Genomic DNA, 19,505 nt, shown 5'->3' with positions numbered 1-19,505 from the left:
AAGGCCAAATTTGCAAAATTGCTACTGAGCTTTAAGAGACAGGCAATACAAATATAGATAGGTCAATATAAAAAGGATACAGCGAGGCTGGGATAATTTTTTGCAGCCTCATACGATAATATCGTGTATCTACTTTATTCAGTATCGACTATAGCTAAAAGAAATAACAGACAGCAAAAAGCAGCACACTTTAACAGTGGCTGCTTATGTTAAATTTTATTTTCACAAATTATTTTAGGGTTCAATAAGGCGAAAATTTAGAATTTGGCAACTTCTTCTTCGGTTAAGAAGCGGCTATCCCCTTTATCGAGACCGTCTAAACTGATATGACCGATACTGGCACGATGCAGCTCCGTCACTCTATTGCCAAAGTAGCCCATCATCCGTTTGACTTGATGATATTTGCCTTGCTCTAGGGTCAGACGGGCATGCGTCTCATCCATGAACTCAAGGATGGCAGGTTTGGTCTCTTCGTGATCGCCTTCTAGTAGAATTCCTTCAGCGACTTCTTTGACTGCATTTTCTTGCGCTGCACTATCCATCGCATCAGCTAAAGTCAGCTCATAGACTTTGGCATGCTCATGCTTGGGACTAGTGACACGGTGCAACCAGCCGCCATCATCACTGATGAGCAAAGCACCCGTGGTATCGACATCCAAACGCCCCGCGATACGTAAGCTACCCAATTCTGGTACCGAAATCAGCTCGGTGACGATGGGGTATTCTTTCGCTTTTAAGGTACATTCAAAGCCTTCAGGCTTGTGCAATAGGATATAGCGATTGCCCGCCGCGACCGACAGCGGTTCGCCTGCCCACATCACATCATCGTTGACGATATCGACATGGATGCCTGGATCTTTGATGATCTGATCGTTGACCGTGATTTCACCCGCGTGCATAATCTTTTTGGATTCTTTGCGCGACAGCTCGGTGGCCTTACTAATAAATTTATCTAAACGCATACGATTGACTACCATCAGTGTTATGTTACCACTTCCAACCCTGCCGCTAACGGGATGAACTTAACGAAATCGCTAATTCTATCCGCCACGCCAAGGCTACTAGATTAGCACTCGGGCGCGACTCGCTCGTTATCTTTAAGCGTGAGAAATGGTACTATAATGAAAAATTAAATGAACACTGCACCCAATATGGCGACAGTGAAAGTTAGACAAGTTTACCATATCCTACCTAGACCTGATGAAATATGAGCTATCAAACGCTAAAACGTGCCGTCACTGCGCGCCTAGAAATCAAGAAATCTGATTTTATCGCTTATGCGTATCCAGTGCATTCACGCGAGCAAGCAATGTTTCACGTGGAACAGCTACGAGTACAATATGCGGATGCCCGTCACTACTGCTGGGCCTATATCATTGGCGATCCTGATAACACCACCAGTGCAGGCTTCGACGACGATGGCGAGCCAAGTGGCACCGCAGGACGTCCGATATTAAATGTCCTACAACACAAATCTATTGGCAACGTCATTATCATTGTGGTGCGTTATTTTGGTGGTATTAAGCTAGGCGCTGGCGGTCTGACCCGTGCCTATGCAGGTTCTGCGCAAGCGGCGGTCGACCAGATGACCTTAAGTCCTTATGTAGCCATGGCGCAAGTACAGATACTCGCAGAGTTTGCGACCGAAGCGCAATGCCGCTATGTGGTCGAGAGTCTAAACGGCAGCATCGATGATGTCACATATAGTAAGCAAGTCACCCTGACTGTGACGCTCGCTGAGGCAGATATTGAGACTTTAAAAGAACGCCTTGCGATGGATGGACGGGTATTGAATGACCCTTAAACTGTTGATGATTTTGAGTAACCAGACGTTCACTGAAAACCATTGGTTTTCACCATTGCTAGCGTTATGATGAGCCATTGCTTTTCAATGATAATTAAATAAGACCACCCTATGTCAACTTCAAAATCCACCAAACCTTTCTCACCTGCCCCTTTTAACCCACCTTTTTGGCTGACCAATCCGCATTTACAAAGTATCTTGCCCAAGTTTTTTGCGCCAAAAACGCCTACTTATCGTCGGATGGTGATGCAAGATTCACTAGGTGAAACCGATATCGCTTATGACTTTTATGATGCGCATCCTGTAAAAGCAACCGAAAATGGCGAGCGTGAACAGACACCCTTAATTGTGCTGTTCCATGGCATGGAAGGCAGTAGCGACAGCCACTATGCGCGCGCTTTAGCGTATCAAATGCATGCGCAAGGCTGGCATTTTGTGGTGGCGCACTTTCGCAGTTGTGGCGGTATTCCAGCCAATGGTCGAGTTTTTTATAATGCGGGCGATACCAATGAATTGCATCACGCGCTACAAAATCTCAGCGAGCAATACGCCAATATTTATGCGGCTGGGGTATCACTCGGTGGCAATGCCTTGGCAAAATACATGGGCGAGTATGGAGATAAAGCCATCTGCAAAGGCTCGGCTGTCATCTCTGCGCCCGTCGATATGTCATCGGCTGCGCTCAGTATGCACAGCTTTTTGAGCCATCGCATCTACACCCCTTACTTACTCAACCCTATTATCAAAAAAGCGTTGGCAAACGATATCACTAAAGAAGAAATCGATGCGATCAAAGCGGTCAATCGCATCAGCGACTTTGATGATATCTTCACCGCGCCGCGTCATGGCTACCGCTCCAACAATCACTATTATCAATCTTCCTCTGCCCTTCCTTATTTGATCAATGTAACCAAGCCTTTACTATTAATCAGCGCCAAAGACGACCCTTTTATTGGCTTTACCGCCACCCCAAATGATGTCTCTGACAGCGTCACCATCCTCGACACTAAGCACGGTGGTCATATCGGCTATCTGCGTTATCGCTCAGACAAAAAACAGTCACAGAGTGAGCAGGCAAAGGGTAAAAAAGGCAAAGTCTCAAAATTCGATATCAATTGGATACCCGAAACCGTCAGTGCTTATTTCAACTCTATTGGCGTACCTTCTAATAATAAATGATAATCTGACACGCCAAATCCTACCTTTTAACTTTTGAGACTGCTCTATGTATCCTTTTCTTCGCTATGCCAGTACCATCGCCTATGCCGCGCTGCAAGTAAAGAGGGGCAATACCTTAACGTTTAAAGATACCAGCGAGATTAAGTTGCGCTGCCGGTTGTCAGATATTGATAACTTTTTAGAGATGAATAATGGGCGCGTGCTAACCCTCTATGACATGGGGCGTACGGACTTTGCAGTACGTACCGGACTGGGCAAACAGCTGTTAAAAAATCGCTGGGGCTTGGTGGTCGCAGGCAGTACCATTCAGTATCGCAAGCGTATTCGCGCCTTTGATAAAGTCACGATGAAAACGCACATTGCAGGCTTCGATGAACGCTGGATGTATATCGAGCAGTCGATGTGGGTCAAAGGCAAACCCTGCTCATCTGCCCTATTACGTACGGGCGTGACCGAAGGCGGTAAAGTCATCGAAACGGCACGTGTGCTTGCGGCCTTAAATCAGTCTGATTGGAAGCTACCGCCAACTGGCTATGTCGCTGAATGGATAGAGAGTGACAGTGATCGTCCATGGCCACCGATAGGCTAAGTAACTTAAGCAATACTATTTGATAACAATACACTATATAAAAAAGTATAATAAATGGTAGTCTATTAGTCAGTCAGTTATTTACTATGACAAAACGCTAATAGGAGAACCATATGATTAACACAACAGATTATGTCGGTACATTATTTGATAATAGTGAATCAAACCCAAGCAAAATTACCCTAGCCTTCACGATGGCAGGCGTGGCGCTTAAAAAAGGCCATTCTGCCTCAGTGATATTGATGGTAGATGCAGTACATTTGGCATTGCCGAACGCTTTAGATAACGTCAATATTGGCGCACCATTTGAACCTGCTGGCGAGTTGTTAGAAGCCTTTATCGAAAAAGGTGGTCAAGTATTGGTCTGTAGCGCGTGTATGAAACATGGTGGCGTAGAAGAATCGGCCATTGATAAACGCTTCACAGTCATCAGTGGTGATGATGTGGTTGAGCTGCTGATGAATGCGAAAGGGTCATTGCAGTTGAACTAAGCGTTTAAGCTAAGCAATTATTTTATAAAAATGGGTTGGCTTTCTTTAGCATCTTTTGATGGCTTTGAAGGTCAGCCTCTTTTTTTAAATTCAATATTATTTCATAAGCCTCACTAATTAAGGTGTATACAAATTGCCTATCTTAGCTAGAATCTATTCTTATGGACGGGTAGAGAGTAGTAAAGTGATATGAGCTATAGTATATTTGGATTCCATTTTCTTAGGTTTTGGCAATAACTATAATGAATAGTAAATTAGCTAACGTTTTCCTTAGTTTTCTTTTACCCGCTATGCTTTTAACAGGGTGCTCAGAGCTAGCTACAAATACTAATGAAAGCGACAAACCTTTTTATTTGGAGTTTGATAGTACTCAAGCAGATAGCTTGAATGTAATAAAATATAGTCAACTGACTACTGATAAATTCAAACTATTTTGTAATAGTGATGATTTTACTATTTTACCTCATTGGTCAATATATAGTTAAGTCTTTATAAAATCGATACAGCCTATATCATGAAACAGTTTAGGTAGATTATTCTCCATCCACCCTTGGCGTAGAAATTTAGCCTGTGCCCATTTTTTCTCGATAGGGTTCAGATCGGGGCTGTACGGCGGCAGCCAAAGAATACGGTGGCCATGTCTGTTGAGTAGTTTTTGAATACGTCTGCTTTTATGAAACCGAGCGTTATCCATGACAATCACGCTCTTGGTTTTAAGACTTGGAATAAGTGTGAACTTACACCAGTCATAAAATATATTGCTATCGATATTTGTCTCAACGTACTCAAGCGCAAACAGCATTTTCTCATAGAGAGCTCCGATGACATTCGTACGCTTCTTTGCTTGCCAGTTGTAGCTATCGATACAGGGTTTACCTATCGGTGCATAGCCATGAGAACGAATGGTTTCAGCCTCAAAGCCGCTTTCATCCATATAGACAATGGGATAGCCTTGCTGAGTAAAGCGATCAAGCTTACTCTGGAATATCGCTCTTTTTATCGGACACGCTTTCGGGTGTTCTAAGGTCTTTTTTTTGACTGATACCAAGACGCTTTAAAGCATTGAAGATGCCCGTTTTACTACAGTTCAAGCGATGAGCTCTTTCATAGTTATAATCATCTGGGTATCTTTTTACGTCTTCAATCAATGCGTCATCAGGTATTTTAGTTGGTGCTTTATTTCTGGTTGTTTTAGGAGCTAGGTTCTGCTGCCAGCTGTGAATGGTGCTGGTGCTAAGTCCATAAAATAGCGCAGCTTCTCGTATGGTCATACCATCAGCTATGCTAGAAAGTACCTGTTTGCGATAGTCTATTGAATAAGTCATCGTTTATTTCATTAAATGCAATTGTTAATAAGATTGTATCGTTTTTATTTGGATTAGACTATATGACGGCGAGCCTATGGAGCCTATTGCAAGTATTGAGATCTCACATATATATTTAACCTTCGACGATAAAGAGCGCTTACAAAGGTTACTTCTTATGGAAACTGTCGATACTAAGGAAGAGCAAAAACAGGTATATGATAAAGCCAAAAAATATCTCGACCAAAACTATAGCCAAACTAAATCACATCCATTACGCACACTCAATATGACTACTAACGAGGTGATTAGAAGTGATGGAGATAACTCTTATACTGGTTGGGTCAGCTATGATGTCGTATCTTATAAGACTAAAGATGGCTATATTAGTATCAATAAAGGTTCGGTAGGAGCTGTGGTACCTCCTTCAAATATACAACCAAGTACAAACGGATTGTACAAAGAATATATTAGTCTTGGAAATAAGCTGCCTAAGTGGGAAAACGAGGATTCAGAATTTTTAGATGTAAAAATTAGATATTTCTCAAATGCGTTTTCAGATATGTATGACAAGAAATGTAGTTAAAACACCTCTCATATTCAGCAACTAAATAAACACTATCTCACATACTCTTTACTCAGCTCTGTTAAAGTAAGTCATGCAAACACCCTACTAAAAAGGCGACCAGTCATGACCTTACTTAACACCCTTGAGTTAACCTACCCTATCGTTCAAGCGCCCATGGCAGGCGCAACCACACCTGAGCTGGCGGCGACGGTCAGTAACTTTGGTGGACTGGGCTCATTAGGATCTGGCATGACTGCGCCAGATGTTTTGACCAGCCAAATTGATACAATCAAAACACTGACCGATCGCCCTTTTATGATCAACCTAATGGTGTTATCTGAGCACGAGTCGAGCACCTTTGATACCGAAATCCCCGCTTGGCTAAGTCAATACTATCAAGTAAATGATATAGACATGGCGCTACCTGAGCGCCCAGCGCCAAACTTTGTAGAGCAGCTACAAGTGCTCTATGACAATCCTGTTCCTGTTGCCAGTTTTACCTTTGGTATTATTAGTGCTGAGCAAGTTGAGCGCCTGCAAAGTCTAGGCACGCGTGTCATTGGTACGGCCAATCATCCATTAGAAGCGAGAGCATGGACAGAGGTTGGTGCAGATGCGGTATGTGTACAAGGGGTCGAAGCGGGTGGACATCGCGGTGGCTGGCTCGCGCAAAGTGAAAATGATCCATTGGGATTATTGACGCTGATCAGTCAAACGCGTGCATGTACCGATATTCCGTTAATCGCAGCAGGTGGCATCATGACTGGGCAAGCCATCAAAGCGATTCAAGCAGCTGGTGCTGAGCTGGCACAAATAGGTACGGCTTTTTTGACCACAGATAAATGCGGTATCAATGATATTTATAAGCAAGCGCTGCTCGATGCCAGTCAAGATAAACGCTGTGCTGAGACACGCTTGACGAGGCTGTTTTCAGGTAAGCAGGCACGCGGTTTATTAAACGATTATCTGCGTGACTTTGCGCAATTTGAAAGCGCACATGAGCTGCCGCCTTACCCACAATTAAATGCGATGACCAAAGTTTTGCGTGGCCATGCGACCAATAACCTTGACCCAGAGCATCAGTCTTTATGGGCAGGACAAGGGGTCGCCTTGGTCAGACAAGAAAGGACGATTGAGTTGCTAGAGCGCTTGGTGAAAACGCTATAGTTTGATTGACGTCAGTTAGGTTCTAACCCAGCATTTTAATTTTGCCATTTTTTAATAGGGTCTGTGATATAGTCAAATCACTCAAATTATTACCCTAAACAAAAAAAGGAACACCAGACATTCATTCTAGTGTTCCTTTTTTTTGAGCACAATTTTTCTAAATTACTACTTTTTTAGTCCTGCACGAAACGCTTTATAATCTTTCGCCGTATCTTCCACCGCTTCTACCATCGGCACGTGACCCACTTCCGACATCATGATGACCTGTGCTTGTGGCATCAGCTTGCTCATTATTTTGGCAGTCTCAGGTTTTATGACCTTGTCCTCTTCTCCCCAAACGATTAGCGTCGGGATGTTGTATTGAGCGACAACTTTGGCGCGTGCCTCTACATTGTCTTCGATGATCTGTTTGAGTATCTTAGTATTTAGCGCCCGATTGGCGATGCTTTCTTGTGCAAAGACCGCTTGCACGCTTTTGGGAACATAAGGCGGCTTGTACATGACCGTCTTATACATCGCAAAATACTCTTCAGTGTTGTCAATCAATAACGGGCTATTATCAAGGTCTGATGCTTTGAACTCTCGCTGCGTCTCGGCTGACCAAAATCCGCCACTGTCCAATAACCATAGGCTTTTGACGCTATTAGGATACATCGCTGCATAGGCGACACTGATAGCACCGCCCATCGAGTTGCCCCCGACGTGAATAGCGGATGCCAACCCTTTGGCTTGTAGCAGTTCGTGCAGGCGCTTTGCTTGAGCATCTGCGCGGTAGTCTCCCTCTGATGGCTTGCTAGAGTTACCAAAACCTAATAAATCAGGGACAATCAGATGATAATCTCCTAATTTATCGGCGATACGGGTAAAGTTGTCTTTATTACCGCCAAAACCATGAATCAATAATAAAGGCTCGCCAGCTAAGTTGCCGCCTTCTAGATAAGTCATCTGCTCGCCAGATGCCAGCGTCATAGCTTTGGTCTCAAGGTCTGATTTATTGCGCTCATACTGTACGAGCTTTTGGGTCGTAGCGACGGTAAAACTATTGGGCGTCGTACATCCCACAACAGAAAGAGTCAGTAGAGCAGCTAAACTCGTGCGCAGTAATGTCATTGAAACATCCTCGTTTATGGTTGGCAAAACATCTTGAATACTTAATCTTAGCATAAGCCCATTTATGGCAAATTGGTTTATGATTACGCGCAAGTCAATGTTTTTACGACAACGAGGATATTAAGGTATCTACTTTATTCAATCGACAATGTTCTATGCAATTGATAGTGTTTTAAATAAGCGCATGGATGAAATGCGTTAGTCTTCACCCAGCAAGAATGCTACCGCTGCTGCCGCATGAATGGCAGTGGTATCAAACACTGGTATTGGGCTATCGGCTTGTTTAATCAGTAAGCCAATCTCAGTACAGCCTAATATCACGCCTTCTGCCCCTTGTGCGGCTAAATCTTTAATGACTTGGCTATAATACTGACGCGAGCTGTCTTTAAATTGACCGACGCATAGCTCTTTTTTGATAATTCGATGTACTTCTGCGCGCTCATCACTTTCAGGGATAAGCACTTGCAAACCTGCGTCGATTAAACGCTGTTTATAAAAATCTTGGGTCATCGTAAACTGCGTACCTAATAATGCGATTTTAGTTAGATTCTGCTTTTTGATAGCGTCAGTCGTCGTATCAGCGATATGAATCACGGGTACATTGGTCACGGCTTGCACGTCATCGATCAATTTGTGCATCGTATTAGAAGCAATCATTATCCCGTCTACGCCAGCGGCTTGTAAACGCTGAGCACTACTGGCCATTATTACACCCAGCTCAGCCCATTCATCTTGCTCTTGGAGCTCATTAATGGGGCCAAAATCTACGCTATGTATGAGCAAATCTGCTGAATGTAATCCGCCCAGCTTATCCTTTATCCCTTCATTAATCAGACGATAATAGCTCTCGGTACTCTCCCAACTCATACCGCCGATGATCCCTAAGGTTTTTTGTTGAGAGTGTCGTTGCTTTTGAGCGGTCATGATATTCTCCTAGCTGTTTTTTATTTTACTTATCGTAGCAAAATCGACTGCCTAAATTGATATTTCTTTAAGGACATAGTCATTATTATTAAGATATAACAAAGCTTATGATTGATAATAATCGTTTTCTCAATAGCTTTACACGCTATATCATAGCCTCTAATAGAATGTCGCTAATAAAATTTAGAATAATGCTTTACTCAACCCTTTACCGAATTATAAAGTCATGCTGGTATTATTATTTGAGCGTGGTTTTTTCATGTAGGACAACCGAATACTATGGCCAACTTTCCCACTATTAGAATACGCACGCGCCGTAAGTACTACCGACTTATCTTTACGGGTTTGATGGCGATGATGATGTCGCTCATTATCTCGACGGCATTGATATTGGTCAAAGTAGGCTTTATAGATGGTTTCTTTATGGAGCTATTGCACTCGTGGGGACTGGCCTTCGTTTTTGCGTGGCCCAGCGCTTATATCTGCGCCTACCTAGTGCAAGAGCATGTGTTGAGTAAAATTGAGTTTTATTGAAACATAGTCTGCCCGCTATAAAACCGCTACGGCGTCAACCTTATTCTTTAGACAAGCGACCCTATGGTTCAACGTACCTTCTAACTCAGGTTTGATTTGGGCACACTCGCTGTCTGCGATCGGGCAGCGGGTACGGAATACGCAGCCTGAGGGTGGATTGATCGGACTTGGTAAGTCACCTTCTAACAACTGAATGGTTTTATTACGTTCGGCGATAGGATCAGGCAATGGCACCGCAGACATCAGCGCTTGGGTATAAGGGTGCGTCGGATTGCTATACACGGCCTTGTCTACCCCTAGCTCAACAGCATGACCTAAATACATGACCAGTACTCGATCGGCGATATGCTTAATCACTGACAGATCATGAGCGATAAAAATCAGCGCCAATCCCATCTCTTGCTGTATGTCTTGCAATAAGTTAATAACTTGCGCTTGAATAGACACATCAAGGGCAGAGACTGGCTCATCACAAATAATGATTTTAGGCTTCAATATCAATGCGCGCGCAATACCAATGCGCTGACACTGACCACCAGAAAACTCATGCGGATAGCGATTAATCTGATTGGAGAGCAGGCCAACCTTTTTCATCAGGGCGCGTACTTCATCCTGTACTTCCGCTTTTTTCATGTTTGGATAATACGTCCGCAGCGGTTCTGCGATGATATCGCCTACAGTCATGCGCGGATTGAGCGACGCTAGCGGATCTTGGAATATCATTTGAATGTCTTTGCGCTTCATTCTCATGGTTTTTTTGGAAGCGCCAACGATCTCTTCATCACCGAATTTGATACTGCCGGAATTGGCTTGTATGAGGCCGATGATCGTTCTTGCTAGCGTCGACTTACCGCAGCCCGACTCACCTACCACGCCCAAAGTCTCGCCAGCGAATAGCTCAAATGAGACACCATTGACGGCCTTTAAGGTGTCAGGTTTTTGCCAAAAGTACGTGCCTTTTTGCTTAATATTGAATGTCGTATGCACATTTTGCACTTGTAATAGCGGGGCTTGGCTGCTGTTCTTGACCATCTCTGTATTTGCCATCTCTGAACTTGCCATCTCTGTATTTGATAGTGTCATGCTCTAGCCCTCAAGCGTTGATGGATTATTGGTGCCCGTATCAATATCAGTATCTGCTGAAACGCTCTCTTTAATGTCTGCTGACTTATCGACTTGCATCTCAGGTTGCCAATGGCAAGCGCGTTGACGCTCATTGGGTAGAAACTCAAGCGGCGGCGGTACATCACGGCAGATATCTATCGCATGCGTACAGCGCTCATGAAAAGGACAGCCAGTAGGCAGGTTAAGTAGATTGGGTGGACTGCCAGGAATGGTCTCAAGCTTGCCTTTATCATCATCCAGACGCGGAATGGCCTTTAATAGCCCGATAGTATAAGGATGCGTCGGTGTATAAAAAATCTCTTCCGTCTCTCCATATGCCATGGTGCGACCAGCGTACATCACAAGCACTCGATCACAGATACCTGCCACCACACCCAAATCATGTGTAATCATAACAATAGTGGTGCCAAAATCACGCTTTAGCTCATTGAGTAGCACCATAATCTGTGCTTGTACGGTCACATCAAGCGCTGTCGTTGGCTCATCGGCAATCAGTAGTTTGGGCCGACAGAGCAGTGCCATCGCAATCATGACCCGCTGACGCATACCACCTGAAAACTCATGCGGATACATGCCAATACGGTTTTTTGCCTCAGGGATTTTGACTGCATCGAGCATACGTATCGACTCTGCCCACGCTTGCTTTTTGCTCATGCCTTTATGCAAAATCAACACTTCGGCAAGCTGGTCGCCTATTTTCATATAGGGATTTAGAGAGGTCATCGGATCTTGAAAAATCATAGCGATTTGCTCAGCACGGATTTTATTCAGAGCTTTTTGCGATAATCCCAGTAGCTCATTGCCTTCAAACTTTACGGAACCTTTGGTGCGGCCATTCTTTGCCAGCAAACCCATGATGGCAAACGCCGTCTGCGACTTGCCAGAGCCTGACTCACCGACGATGCCCAACGTCTCACCCTCATGCAGGTTAAAATTTAAACCATTCACGGCGGTCACAAGTCCATCTTCGGTCGTGAATTGCACGGATAAGTCTTTGACTGCTAGCAAGCTGCTTTCTTGATTAGCCAGATTGGTTTGAGTATTGAGTACAGAATCGGCGCCTACTTTGCGTACAGTAGAATCTATTTTTTTAGGTGCGCTATTGATATCTTGAGTTGCCATGATGTTGTTCTCCTAGCGAGCTTGAACCTAGCGGTCTTTGGGGTCAAACGCATCACGCAGACCATCGCCAATAAAGTTAAAGCAAAATAAAGTAATGACCAAAAAAGCCGAGGGAATCAAAATCTGCCAAGGAGCGACTTGCATCGTTTGCGAGCCTTCTTGGAGTAGCGCACCCCAACTGGTCATAGGTTCTTGTACGCCAAGTCCCAAAAAGCTCAAAAATGACTCAAATAAAATCATCGTTGGCACTAATAAAGAGGCGTAAACCACCACCACGCCAAGCACGTTCGGCACGATATGACGTAGGATAATATTAAAGCCAGATACCCCGCCGACGTGTGCTGCTTCAATAAACTCTTTGCTTTTTAGACTCAGCGTTTGACCACGGACGATACGAGCGACATCTAGCCAAGAGACCAATCCGATAGCGACAAAAATTAAAATAAGGTTACGACCAAATATCGTCACGAGCAAAATCACAAAGAACATAAAAGGAAAAGCGCTAAGGATTTCTAAAAAGCGCATCATAATCATGTCGACTTTGCCGCCCAGATAGCCTGATGTTGCGCCATATACCGTACCAACCAGTACCGCCACCGTGGCGCCAGCGATACCTACCAATAGCGATATTCGCCCGCCAACTGCTGTACGCACGAGCAAATCTCGACCCAGAGAGTCAGTACCGAAATAGTGCTTGTTTTCAATCGAGGGCGCAGACTGCATAAAGTTCCAATCGGTATCTGCATAACCAAAAGGCGCTAGCATGGGCACAAAGATGACAAACATACCGACGAGTAATAAGATAAAAAAGCTCGTCACTGCTGCTTTGTTTTGATAAAAACGTCGCCACGCATCTTGCCACAGGCTGCGACCTTTAATCTCTTTAACAGGCGTATCCATAAGCTCGGTTGGCTGGTCTACGGTCAGGCTCATAGTCGTCCTTTTACTTATCTAATTGAGAGTCTAATTGAGAATCTGATATTTATTTTTAAGCGATGATTAGCATTTATACGGTTTTTTTTAAGTGGCCATCAATATTAATATCAATATTGGATTTTTGGATCAATGATGGCGTACAAAATATCGACGATGGCGTTAAAGGCGATCGTCAATACACCAACTAAGATGGTCAAACTAAGCACGACCCCATAATCACGATTCAATGCCCCATTCACAAATAACTGCCCGATACCCGGCAAACCAAAAATAGTCTCGATCACGATAGAGCCAGTAATAATACCGACAAAGGCAGGGCCCAGATAAGAGATGACAGGTAACAAAGCAGGTCTAAGTGCGTGTTTCATCACGATTTGACGCATCGGTAAGCCTTTAGACTTAGCCGTGCGGATGTACTGGCTATTCATCACTTCAATCATGGAGCCGCGCATAATCCGCGCGATACTGGCAACGTAAGCCAGTGCTAAGGCGGTGACGGGCAATATCAGATTTCGCGCTGCCCCATCGTTCCAGCCACCTGCTGGCAGCCACTGCAAAATAATGGCAAAAATAAGCACCAATAGCGGGGCTTTTACAAAGCTTGGAATCACAACACCTGTCATGGCAAACGCCATCAACACATAATCCATCCATGAGTTTTGCTTGAGCGCCGCTATCACACCTAGGATCAGTCCTAACACTAGTGCCAATATAAAAGCGTACATGCCCAGTTCCATAGATACTGGAAACGACTGCGACAATAGCTCGTTGACTGTGTAGTCTTTATATTTAAAAGACGGGCCAAAATCACCTACTGCCAGCTGCTTTAGATAATTGATATATTGCAACCACATGGGATCGTTAAGATTGTATTTGGCTTCGATATTGGCCAATACCGCTGGTGACAAGCTGCGCTCACTACTAAAAGGGCTGCCCGGTGCCAAGCGCATCATAAAAAAGGACACGGTTATCAAAACAAACATGGTCGGAATGGCTTCTAAAATCCGCCGAAAAATAAGCTTTAGCATAATGCCTCTTTATAAGATTACCTGTACAACGCTGCGTGATTTTAAAAGGCGCGCTTTGAGTATTTACGCCGCTTTCAGATTTCCTCTAATCCATAGCAGACTGACGCTATCAATTGGAATTACTCCTATTCATAGCACCTGCTGATAAGACTATTGAATGGTCATTCTTTGATGATCAGTGCTTAATGATCAGTGCTTGGCGATAGAAATATCTTTACCTTGCCAATTGTCTAGAGGATCGTTCTTTGAAAAGCCGATGACGTAAGGTTTTACCAAACGAGGGCTGACGTAATGATAGATATTGAGTAGCCCCATATCTTGATCTAACTGTGCCTCAGCTTTTTGATATAAGCTTGCACGCTGCTCAGGCGTGACGCCTGCTCTTAACGTTTGAGCCATCAAGTTGTCAAAATTGGTATTGGCGTACTTACCGTAGTTACCGCTATTGTCAGATTTGGCAATATTCAAAAAGGCTGAAGGTTCGTTATAATCCGCACACCAACCAGCACGAGCGATTTGATAGTTACCGTTGCGGCGCGTATCAAGATAGGTTTTCCATTCTTTGTTGGTCAACGTCACATCAACAAAACCCAGTGCTTGCGTCCATAATGACGTGGCAGCAACCGCGACCTTTTTATGATTGTCATTGGTGTTGTACAGCAGCTCAAATGCGAGTGGATTACTGTCGTTGTAACCGGCTTCATTTAGTAATTTTTTGGCCTCAGCGATACGCTTTTCTTTGTCCCAAGTAGACCATTCTGGTGTATTAGCCACATCTCCATTCGCGGCGGTAGGCGTGAGCTGATAAGCCGCCGTTTGTCCTTGACCGATCACCTTATCTGTAATGGTATCGCGATCCAATGCCAAGGCTAGCGCGCGACGTACTTTTGGATTATCAAAAGGTGGTTTGACCGTATTAAATTCATAGTAATACGTACAAAGATAAGGAGAAACTCTAAGCTCATCGCCATTGCTCTCTTTTAAAGACGCAAACTGCTCGGTTGGAATCTCGTTGTAAGTGACATCCACTTCGCCAGCCTGATAGCGCGCAACATCGGTGGTGCTAGAAGGAATCGGTAGTATCGTGATGGTGTTCAGTGTCGTATTGGCGTCGTCATAATAAGAAGGATTGCGTGTCAGAACGAGTTCATCGTTGATCTTCCACTTACTGACTTTGTAAGGACCATTAACGACGATGTTGGCAGGATCTGTCCATTTATCACCGAATGCTACGATGGTTTTTTGATGGACAGGTTTGACGGAGTTGTGAATCAGCATATCTGGAAAATAAGGTACAGGCTCTGACAACGTGACTTGCAGTGTTTTGTCATCGATTGCTTTTACCCCGAGCGTCTCGATGCCAGCCGCCCCTTCGACGATTTTGTCAGCGCCGACGACCTTTGCATCAACCAAATAACTTGAGTAAGGGGATGCGGTATCTGGATCGACCAATCGGCGCATACTATAGACAAAGTCTTGCGCCGTCACAGGATCGCCATTTGACCACTTAGCGTCGCGCAATTTGAACGTCCACACTTTGTTGTCTGGACTCTCCCACTCAGTTGCCATTCCTGGAATGGTCTTGCCATCTGCATCGGTATTGGTCAATCCTTCAAATAATTGACGACCAATATTAGACTCAGGTACACCAGATACCTTATGAGGGTCTAGCGACTCAGGTTCAGCTGCATTATTAATGACCAACTCCTGAGTCTCTGCCAGTACGCTTGGATCAATATCGGCTGATGAGCTGGCATTGTTGTTTGTATTATTGTCACTACAACCGGTCATGAACATAGCCAGTACAAGAGCAGTAGGTAAAAATACAGCAGTACGAGGGGAGAGAGCGTTGTGGGTCATATGGCGTCCTAGCGGGCAGATGGCGAGCAGATTGATTAATCTGTTAGTAAGTTCATTTAAGTTGAAAATTTATCGTTTTCATATCGATTATTACGTTGTTAGAGGTCGTAGTTTGACCATCTGTTAATAATGAACGTTAGAAAACTATTGGTAATAGTAATAATAAAAAAAGTTATTGATGTCAACAATTTTTCAGTTCATAGGGAAAACGTAAATTTAGCCAAATATCCGCATATACTAACAATCAGTGAAAATGAACAAAAAACATACTAATTCATGGAATTCTACAAATATTTGTACACTTTCTTCATAAAAAACGCATCACTCGTCAAAACACTACTCTGATGTTATTAATTGTAGCTGACATCTGTTTGACATTTTATAGTGCTAATGAATACAGGCGAATATAGACGGGTCCAAATCAATGATAGAGGTGAGTCGCTGTTAAAAAATCGCGTGAAATCAAAGTGTAGTTAATACTAAGTAGAATGGATACGTTGTTTAATAACGTGAAACTGGTATAGATTTTTTGGCTTGCTGTGCCTATGCTGATAGAGGCTGCAAAACCAACATTAAAAACGAAGCATCCCAGTCCTGCTGTATTTTCTTCATCTTGGAATGACTATATCAAGTGGTCGAGACAAAAGAGGGTGACATTGATAAAGCGAAAGCTGATGAGACGCAACGCTATATAGTTAGTGCTGTACAACGGTGGATAACCGACAACATCACTTAACCAAAGTAATATTGAGGTACTTAAGCATCCCTTGTTACTGTAGATCTTGGCTTATGACTAGGGCGCATCCTCATTTTTAATATGAAGACATGCCCTAGCAGCCATGACCAATCCCTATACATAATCAAAAAAAAATAGTTGATTCAACATAATTTGGATACAAGGAAGGCGAGTGAAAGTACTACAAGTAGTAGTCTAAGCGAGCCTGACGCTGTATCTGATTTATATAGGATTGACTACACTCAAAAATAAATAAAGGAATACCTTATGCGTAGTGCAACTTATAGCAACTTTGGCAAACCAACGGAAGTCCTCAGTTTAGGCGACAGTCCTACTCCAGAACCCAAAGCCAATGAGGTACGCGTCAAAACCACCCTCGCCTCCATTCACAACCATGATCTGCTCACTATTCGCGGTCAGTACGGCTTCAAGCCAGAATTGCCAGCGATTGGCGGCTCTGAAGCAGTTGGCGTCATCGATGCAGTTGGCAGTGAGGTCAAAGACTTAAAAGTCGGACAGCGCGTGGCAGCAGCAAGTGTACAAGCGACGTGGGCGGAATACTTCGTAGCGTCAGCCGATATGATATTTCCTGTACCCGACAGTCTGAACGATGAGATGGCTGCGCAACTTATCGCGATGCCGCTCAGCGCTCTAATGATGATTGAATTCCTAGAATTACAACCGGGTCAATGGGTCATCCATAACGCTGCCAATGGCGCAGTCGGCAAGTCGCTTGCGATGCTGGCAGCGGCGCGCGGTATCAAAACCATTAACGTGGTGCGCAGCAGTGACGCAATAAAAGAATTGGAAGCGTTGGGGATCAAAAACAATATTAATACCTCAGATGAAGACTGGCAGGATCAAGTCCGTCATATCGTCGGTGATGAGGCTATCAGTGCAGCGGTTGATTCCGTCGGTGGTGAGAACAGTGGCGAGCTATTATCCTTGCTAGGTCATTATGGTACTTTGGCCTCTTTTGGTCTGATGTCAGGTAAGCCCATGGCCATCAATCCTACTGATATGATTTTTAAACAAGCCATAATGAAAGGCTTCTGGGGCAGCAAGCTCAGCCAAGAGATGAGCGTGAAGCATAAGCAGCGCCTAGTGAATGAGCTCATTGAACGGGCGGTCGATGGCAAATTAAAGCTACCGGTCGAAGCCACTTTTGATTTGGCAGATATCACCAAAGCGGTCGATGGCGAATTGCAGTCGGGTAAAAAAGGCAAGGTATTGATTAAGCCTTAAGCTGCTCGTTTAAGAGATTCGTTGAAAATACATTCAATACAAGAGCAATAAAATAGGAATAATATAATGTCTAATAATAAAACCTTTAAAGCCTTGGTCGTTCACGAGGCCAGCGATGGTAAATTTGACAAAAGCATCCAAACGCGTAACGTCAGCGATTTACCTGAGAACGATCTGCTGATCGAAGTGCATTATTCTTCGTTAAATTTCAAAGATGCGATGTCAGCATCAGGTAATAAGAGAATCACTAAAAACTATCCGCACACTCCTGGTATCGATGCGGCAGGCGTCGTGGTCAGTGATAAGTCTGGCACTTTTGAAGAGGGGCAAGAAGTCGTGGTCTTTGGCTATGATCTCGGCATGAATACCGATGGTGGCTTGGGACAAATGATTTCTATCCCTGCCGATTGGGCGCTTCCCTGCCCGTCGTCGCTGACATTAAAAGAAGCGATGATTTACGGTACGGGTGGTCTAACCGCAGCGTTAAGTGTGCAAAAGTTAGAAAAAATGGGCGCAAAACCAAGCGATGGCCCAGTCGCTGTCACAGGCGCAACGGGCGGCGTGGGCAGCATCAGTATCGCGATATTGAAGCAACTGGGCTATGAAGTGATTGCATTCTCAGGTAAGCCTGAGCAAAGCGAGCACTTAAAGGCATTGGGCGCGAGCGAAGTACGTCATCGCGACACCATCAATGAAATCGGTAACAAGCCTGTCGGCCGTGAGCTATGGGCAAATGCCATTGATACCATAGGCGGCGATTACTTAGCAAACTTGCTCAAGCAAACCAAGGCGGGCGGCGCGGTAACCAGTTGTGGTTTGGCGGGCGGCGCTGAGTTTTCGATGTCTGTGATACCTTTTATCACCCGTGCGGTGTCATTATTGGGTATCGATTCGGTATATATTCCACTGGCTGACAAAGAAGCCATTTGGCAGCGTGTCGCGACTGATATGAAACTACTTAATTTAGAGAGCTATGGCGAAGAGATTACGCTTGAACAAACACCTGAATACTTAGATCGCTTTATGGCGAGCAAGACGGTTGGGCGTTATGTAGTGAATGTGAAGGGTTAGGTTTTTAAGAGCTAGTTTTATACATAGAAGGCAGCATCTCTTTTGAGGTGCTGCTTTTTTTATTTTTTAAAAGATTATTGTTTGATATCGAATACAATGTTTTTAACGTCAAATTCGTTACAGTTAATTCTTGGCGTCTCTAATCCTTCAATATTATAGAAATTGGACATTAGCTTTATTGCACTAGCAAAATTATCTTGAGTCGGCTCTAGTATTTCAGAGTAAATAGATAGTTTGTCTAATTTAAGGGTGGTACTCAATGTTCTAACCACTGAGTCTTGAACATTCGAATGCAAATATTGAATATTATAATCAATGGTGATTGCTATATAACCGTTGTCTATCTTTCCAAAAGTCAGCTTTGACACAGATACAGGATGATGTGTCCATAATATATAAACTGAAGCATCGATATAATTTTTCTCAGGATAAATTCGAAAATCAAAAGCTCTATTTTCGAGTTCCTTTAGATCATTGATATTAAAGCTTATGAAGTCTAGAATCAAAGAAGTATCAGTAACTTCATTTTCGATCTCGAACGTTTCTAGCTCAACTTCTATACTATAAAATAGTGTCATAGGAATGTTGACATGGTCATTCTCAAATATTAAACCATCTATTTTTCCACCTTTTGGTATGATTAGATCGTAATTAAACGTTTCGTTTTCATTAGTCATTAAATAGTCCTATACATACCAAATAGATTTTGCGT

General features: G+C 43.8%; 20 protein-coding genes. 9 read left to right on the top strand and 11 right to left on the bottom strand.

What is annotated here, in order from left to right:
- Window positions 1-257: 257 nt before the first annotated feature.
- A complete protein-coding gene (locus RH96_RS04030) occupies window positions 258-962 on the bottom strand; it encodes a pseudouridine synthase (RefSeq protein WP_026037122.1) in 705 nt (234 codons plus the stop codon).
- Window positions 963-1,207: 245 nt separating this feature from the next.
- On the opposite strand from RH96_RS04030, the gene RH96_RS04025 reads away from it, so the two are divergent.
- The 4 genes from RH96_RS04025 (at window position 1,208) to RH96_RS04010 (ending at window position 4,063) form a co-directional block, all read left to right on the top strand.
- Window positions 1,208-1,804 carry a YigZ family protein gene (locus tag RH96_RS04025; RefSeq protein ID WP_010197635.1) on the top strand — a complete coding sequence of 199 codons (597 nt, stop codon included), beginning with the start codon at window positions 1,208-1,210 and terminating at the stop codon, window positions 1,802-1,804.
- A gap of 111 nt (window positions 1,805-1,915) precedes the next feature.
- Window positions 1,916-2,983: a YheT family hydrolase gene (locus RH96_RS04020; RefSeq protein WP_010197634.1), complete on the top strand. Its 1,068-nt coding sequence runs from the start codon at window positions 1,916-1,918 to the stop codon at window positions 2,981-2,983.
- 46 nt (window positions 2,984-3,029) lie between these two features.
- A complete protein-coding gene (locus RH96_RS04015) occupies window positions 3,030-3,572 on the top strand; it encodes an acyl-CoA thioesterase (protein WP_010197633.1) in 543 nt (180 codons plus the stop codon).
- 113 nt (window positions 3,573-3,685) lie between these two features.
- The gene (locus RH96_RS04010) at window positions 3,686-4,063 is read left to right on the top strand and encodes a DsrE family protein (protein ID WP_010197632.1); all 378 of its coding nucleotides are present in this window, start codon (window positions 3,686-3,688) and stop codon (window positions 4,061-4,063) included.
- A gap of 481 nt (window positions 4,064-4,544) precedes the next feature.
- Here the strand turns inward: RH96_RS04010 and RH96_RS14940 are convergent, their stop codons facing one another.
- Complete coding sequence (locus tag RH96_RS14940; RefSeq protein WP_227500937.1) at window positions 4,545-5,111, bottom strand: IS630 family transposase; 567 nt, start codon at window positions 5,109-5,111, stop codon at window positions 4,545-4,547.
- Window positions 5,038-5,388: an IS630 transposase-related protein gene (locus RH96_RS15170; protein ID WP_010197623.1), complete on the bottom strand. Its 351-nt coding sequence runs from the start codon at window positions 5,386-5,388 to the stop codon at window positions 5,038-5,040. Before RH96_RS15170 ends, RH96_RS14940 begins: the two co-directional genes overlap by 74 nt.
- 157 nt (window positions 5,389-5,545) lie before the next feature.
- Between RH96_RS15170 and RH96_RS03990 the strand changes: the two genes are divergently transcribed.
- Both RH96_RS03990 and RH96_RS03985 read left to right on the top strand, forming a co-directional pair.
- A complete protein-coding gene (locus RH96_RS03990; RefSeq protein WP_141629690.1) occupies window positions 5,546-5,953 on the top strand; it encodes a hypothetical protein in 408 nt (135 codons plus the stop codon).
- 105 nt (window positions 5,954-6,058) lie between these two features.
- Window positions 6,059-7,102 (top strand): NAD(P)H-dependent flavin oxidoreductase, encoded by a 1,044-nt coding sequence (locus RH96_RS03985; protein WP_010197615.1) that lies wholly within the window; start codon window positions 6,059-6,061, stop codon window positions 7,100-7,102.
- A gap of 165 nt (window positions 7,103-7,267) precedes the next feature.
- On the opposite strand, the gene RH96_RS03980 is transcribed toward RH96_RS03985, so the two are convergent.
- Both RH96_RS03980 and RH96_RS03975 read right to left on the bottom strand, forming a co-directional pair.
- Window positions 7,268-8,212: an alpha/beta fold hydrolase gene (locus RH96_RS03980; protein WP_010197610.1), complete on the bottom strand. Its 945-nt coding sequence runs from the start codon at window positions 8,210-8,212 to the stop codon at window positions 7,268-7,270.
- 198 nt (window positions 8,213-8,410) lie between these two features.
- The gene (locus RH96_RS03975; protein WP_010197608.1) at window positions 8,411-9,136 is read right to left on the bottom strand and encodes an aspartate/glutamate racemase family protein; all 726 of its coding nucleotides are present in this window, start codon (window positions 9,134-9,136) and stop codon (window positions 8,411-8,413) included.
- A 279-nt stretch (window positions 9,137-9,415) separates the two neighbouring features.
- On the opposite strand from RH96_RS03975, the gene RH96_RS03970 reads away from it, so the two are divergent.
- The gene (locus RH96_RS03970; protein WP_010197607.1) at window positions 9,416-9,670 is read left to right on the top strand and encodes a DUF2798 domain-containing protein; all 255 of its coding nucleotides are present in this window, start codon (window positions 9,416-9,418) and stop codon (window positions 9,668-9,670) included.
- Window positions 9,671-9,685: 15 nt separating this feature from the next.
- Here RH96_RS03970 and oppF read toward each other — a convergent pair whose 3' ends face one another.
- From oppF to RH96_RS03945, 5 genes are all read right to left on the bottom strand, one after another.
- Entirely contained in the window at window positions 9,686-10,702 is a 1,017-nt protein-coding gene (gene oppF / locus RH96_RS03965) for a murein tripeptide/oligopeptide ABC transporter ATP binding protein OppF (protein ID WP_026037120.1), read from the bottom strand.
- Between the two features lie 54 nt (window positions 10,703-10,756).
- A complete protein-coding gene (gene oppD / locus RH96_RS03960; RefSeq protein ID WP_010197603.1) occupies window positions 10,757-11,917 on the bottom strand; it encodes an oligopeptide ABC transporter ATP-binding protein OppD in 1,161 nt (386 codons plus the stop codon).
- A gap of 27 nt (window positions 11,918-11,944) precedes the next feature.
- The gene (gene oppC / locus RH96_RS03955; protein ID WP_010197600.1) at window positions 11,945-12,850 is read right to left on the bottom strand and encodes an oligopeptide ABC transporter permease OppC; all 906 of its coding nucleotides are present in this window, start codon (window positions 12,848-12,850) and stop codon (window positions 11,945-11,947) included.
- Between the two features lie 110 nt (window positions 12,851-12,960).
- A complete protein-coding gene (gene oppB, locus RH96_RS03950) occupies window positions 12,961-13,881 on the bottom strand; it encodes an oligopeptide ABC transporter permease OppB (protein ID WP_010197597.1) in 921 nt (306 codons plus the stop codon).
- 189 nt (window positions 13,882-14,070) lie between these two features.
- On the bottom strand, window positions 14,071-15,741 hold the full coding sequence (locus tag RH96_RS03945) for an ABC transporter substrate-binding protein (RefSeq protein WP_010197591.1): 1,671 nt from the start codon (window positions 15,739-15,741) through the stop codon (window positions 14,071-14,073).
- Between the two features lie 1,003 nt (window positions 15,742-16,744).
- Here RH96_RS03945 and RH96_RS03940 point away from each other — a divergent pair.
- Together RH96_RS03940 and RH96_RS03935 are read left to right on the top strand one after the other, a co-directional pair.
- Window positions 16,745-17,722 carry a zinc-binding dehydrogenase gene (locus tag RH96_RS03940; protein ID WP_010197580.1) on the top strand — a complete coding sequence of 326 codons (978 nt, stop codon included), beginning with the start codon at window positions 16,745-16,747 and terminating at the stop codon, window positions 17,720-17,722.
- Between the two features lie 66 nt (window positions 17,723-17,788).
- Window positions 17,789-18,793 (top strand): oxidoreductase, encoded by a 1,005-nt coding sequence (locus RH96_RS03935; protein WP_010197579.1) that lies wholly within the window; start codon window positions 17,789-17,791, stop codon window positions 18,791-18,793.
- A gap of 74 nt (window positions 18,794-18,867) precedes the next feature.
- On the opposite strand, the gene RH96_RS14525 is transcribed toward RH96_RS03935, so the two are convergent.
- Complete coding sequence (locus RH96_RS14525) at window positions 18,868-19,470, bottom strand: hypothetical protein (protein WP_010197577.1); 603 nt, start codon at window positions 19,468-19,470, stop codon at window positions 18,868-18,870.
- Between the last annotated feature and the right edge of the window lie 35 nt (window positions 19,471-19,505).

Source organism: Psychrobacter sp. PAMC 21119 (assembly GCF_000247495.1).
Lineage (GTDB): Bacteria > Pseudomonadota > Gammaproteobacteria > Pseudomonadales > Moraxellaceae > Psychrobacter > Psychrobacter glaciei.
The sequence above is the reverse complement of the archived record's forward strand: the minus strand, read 5'-3'. Positions and strand labels throughout refer to the sequence as shown.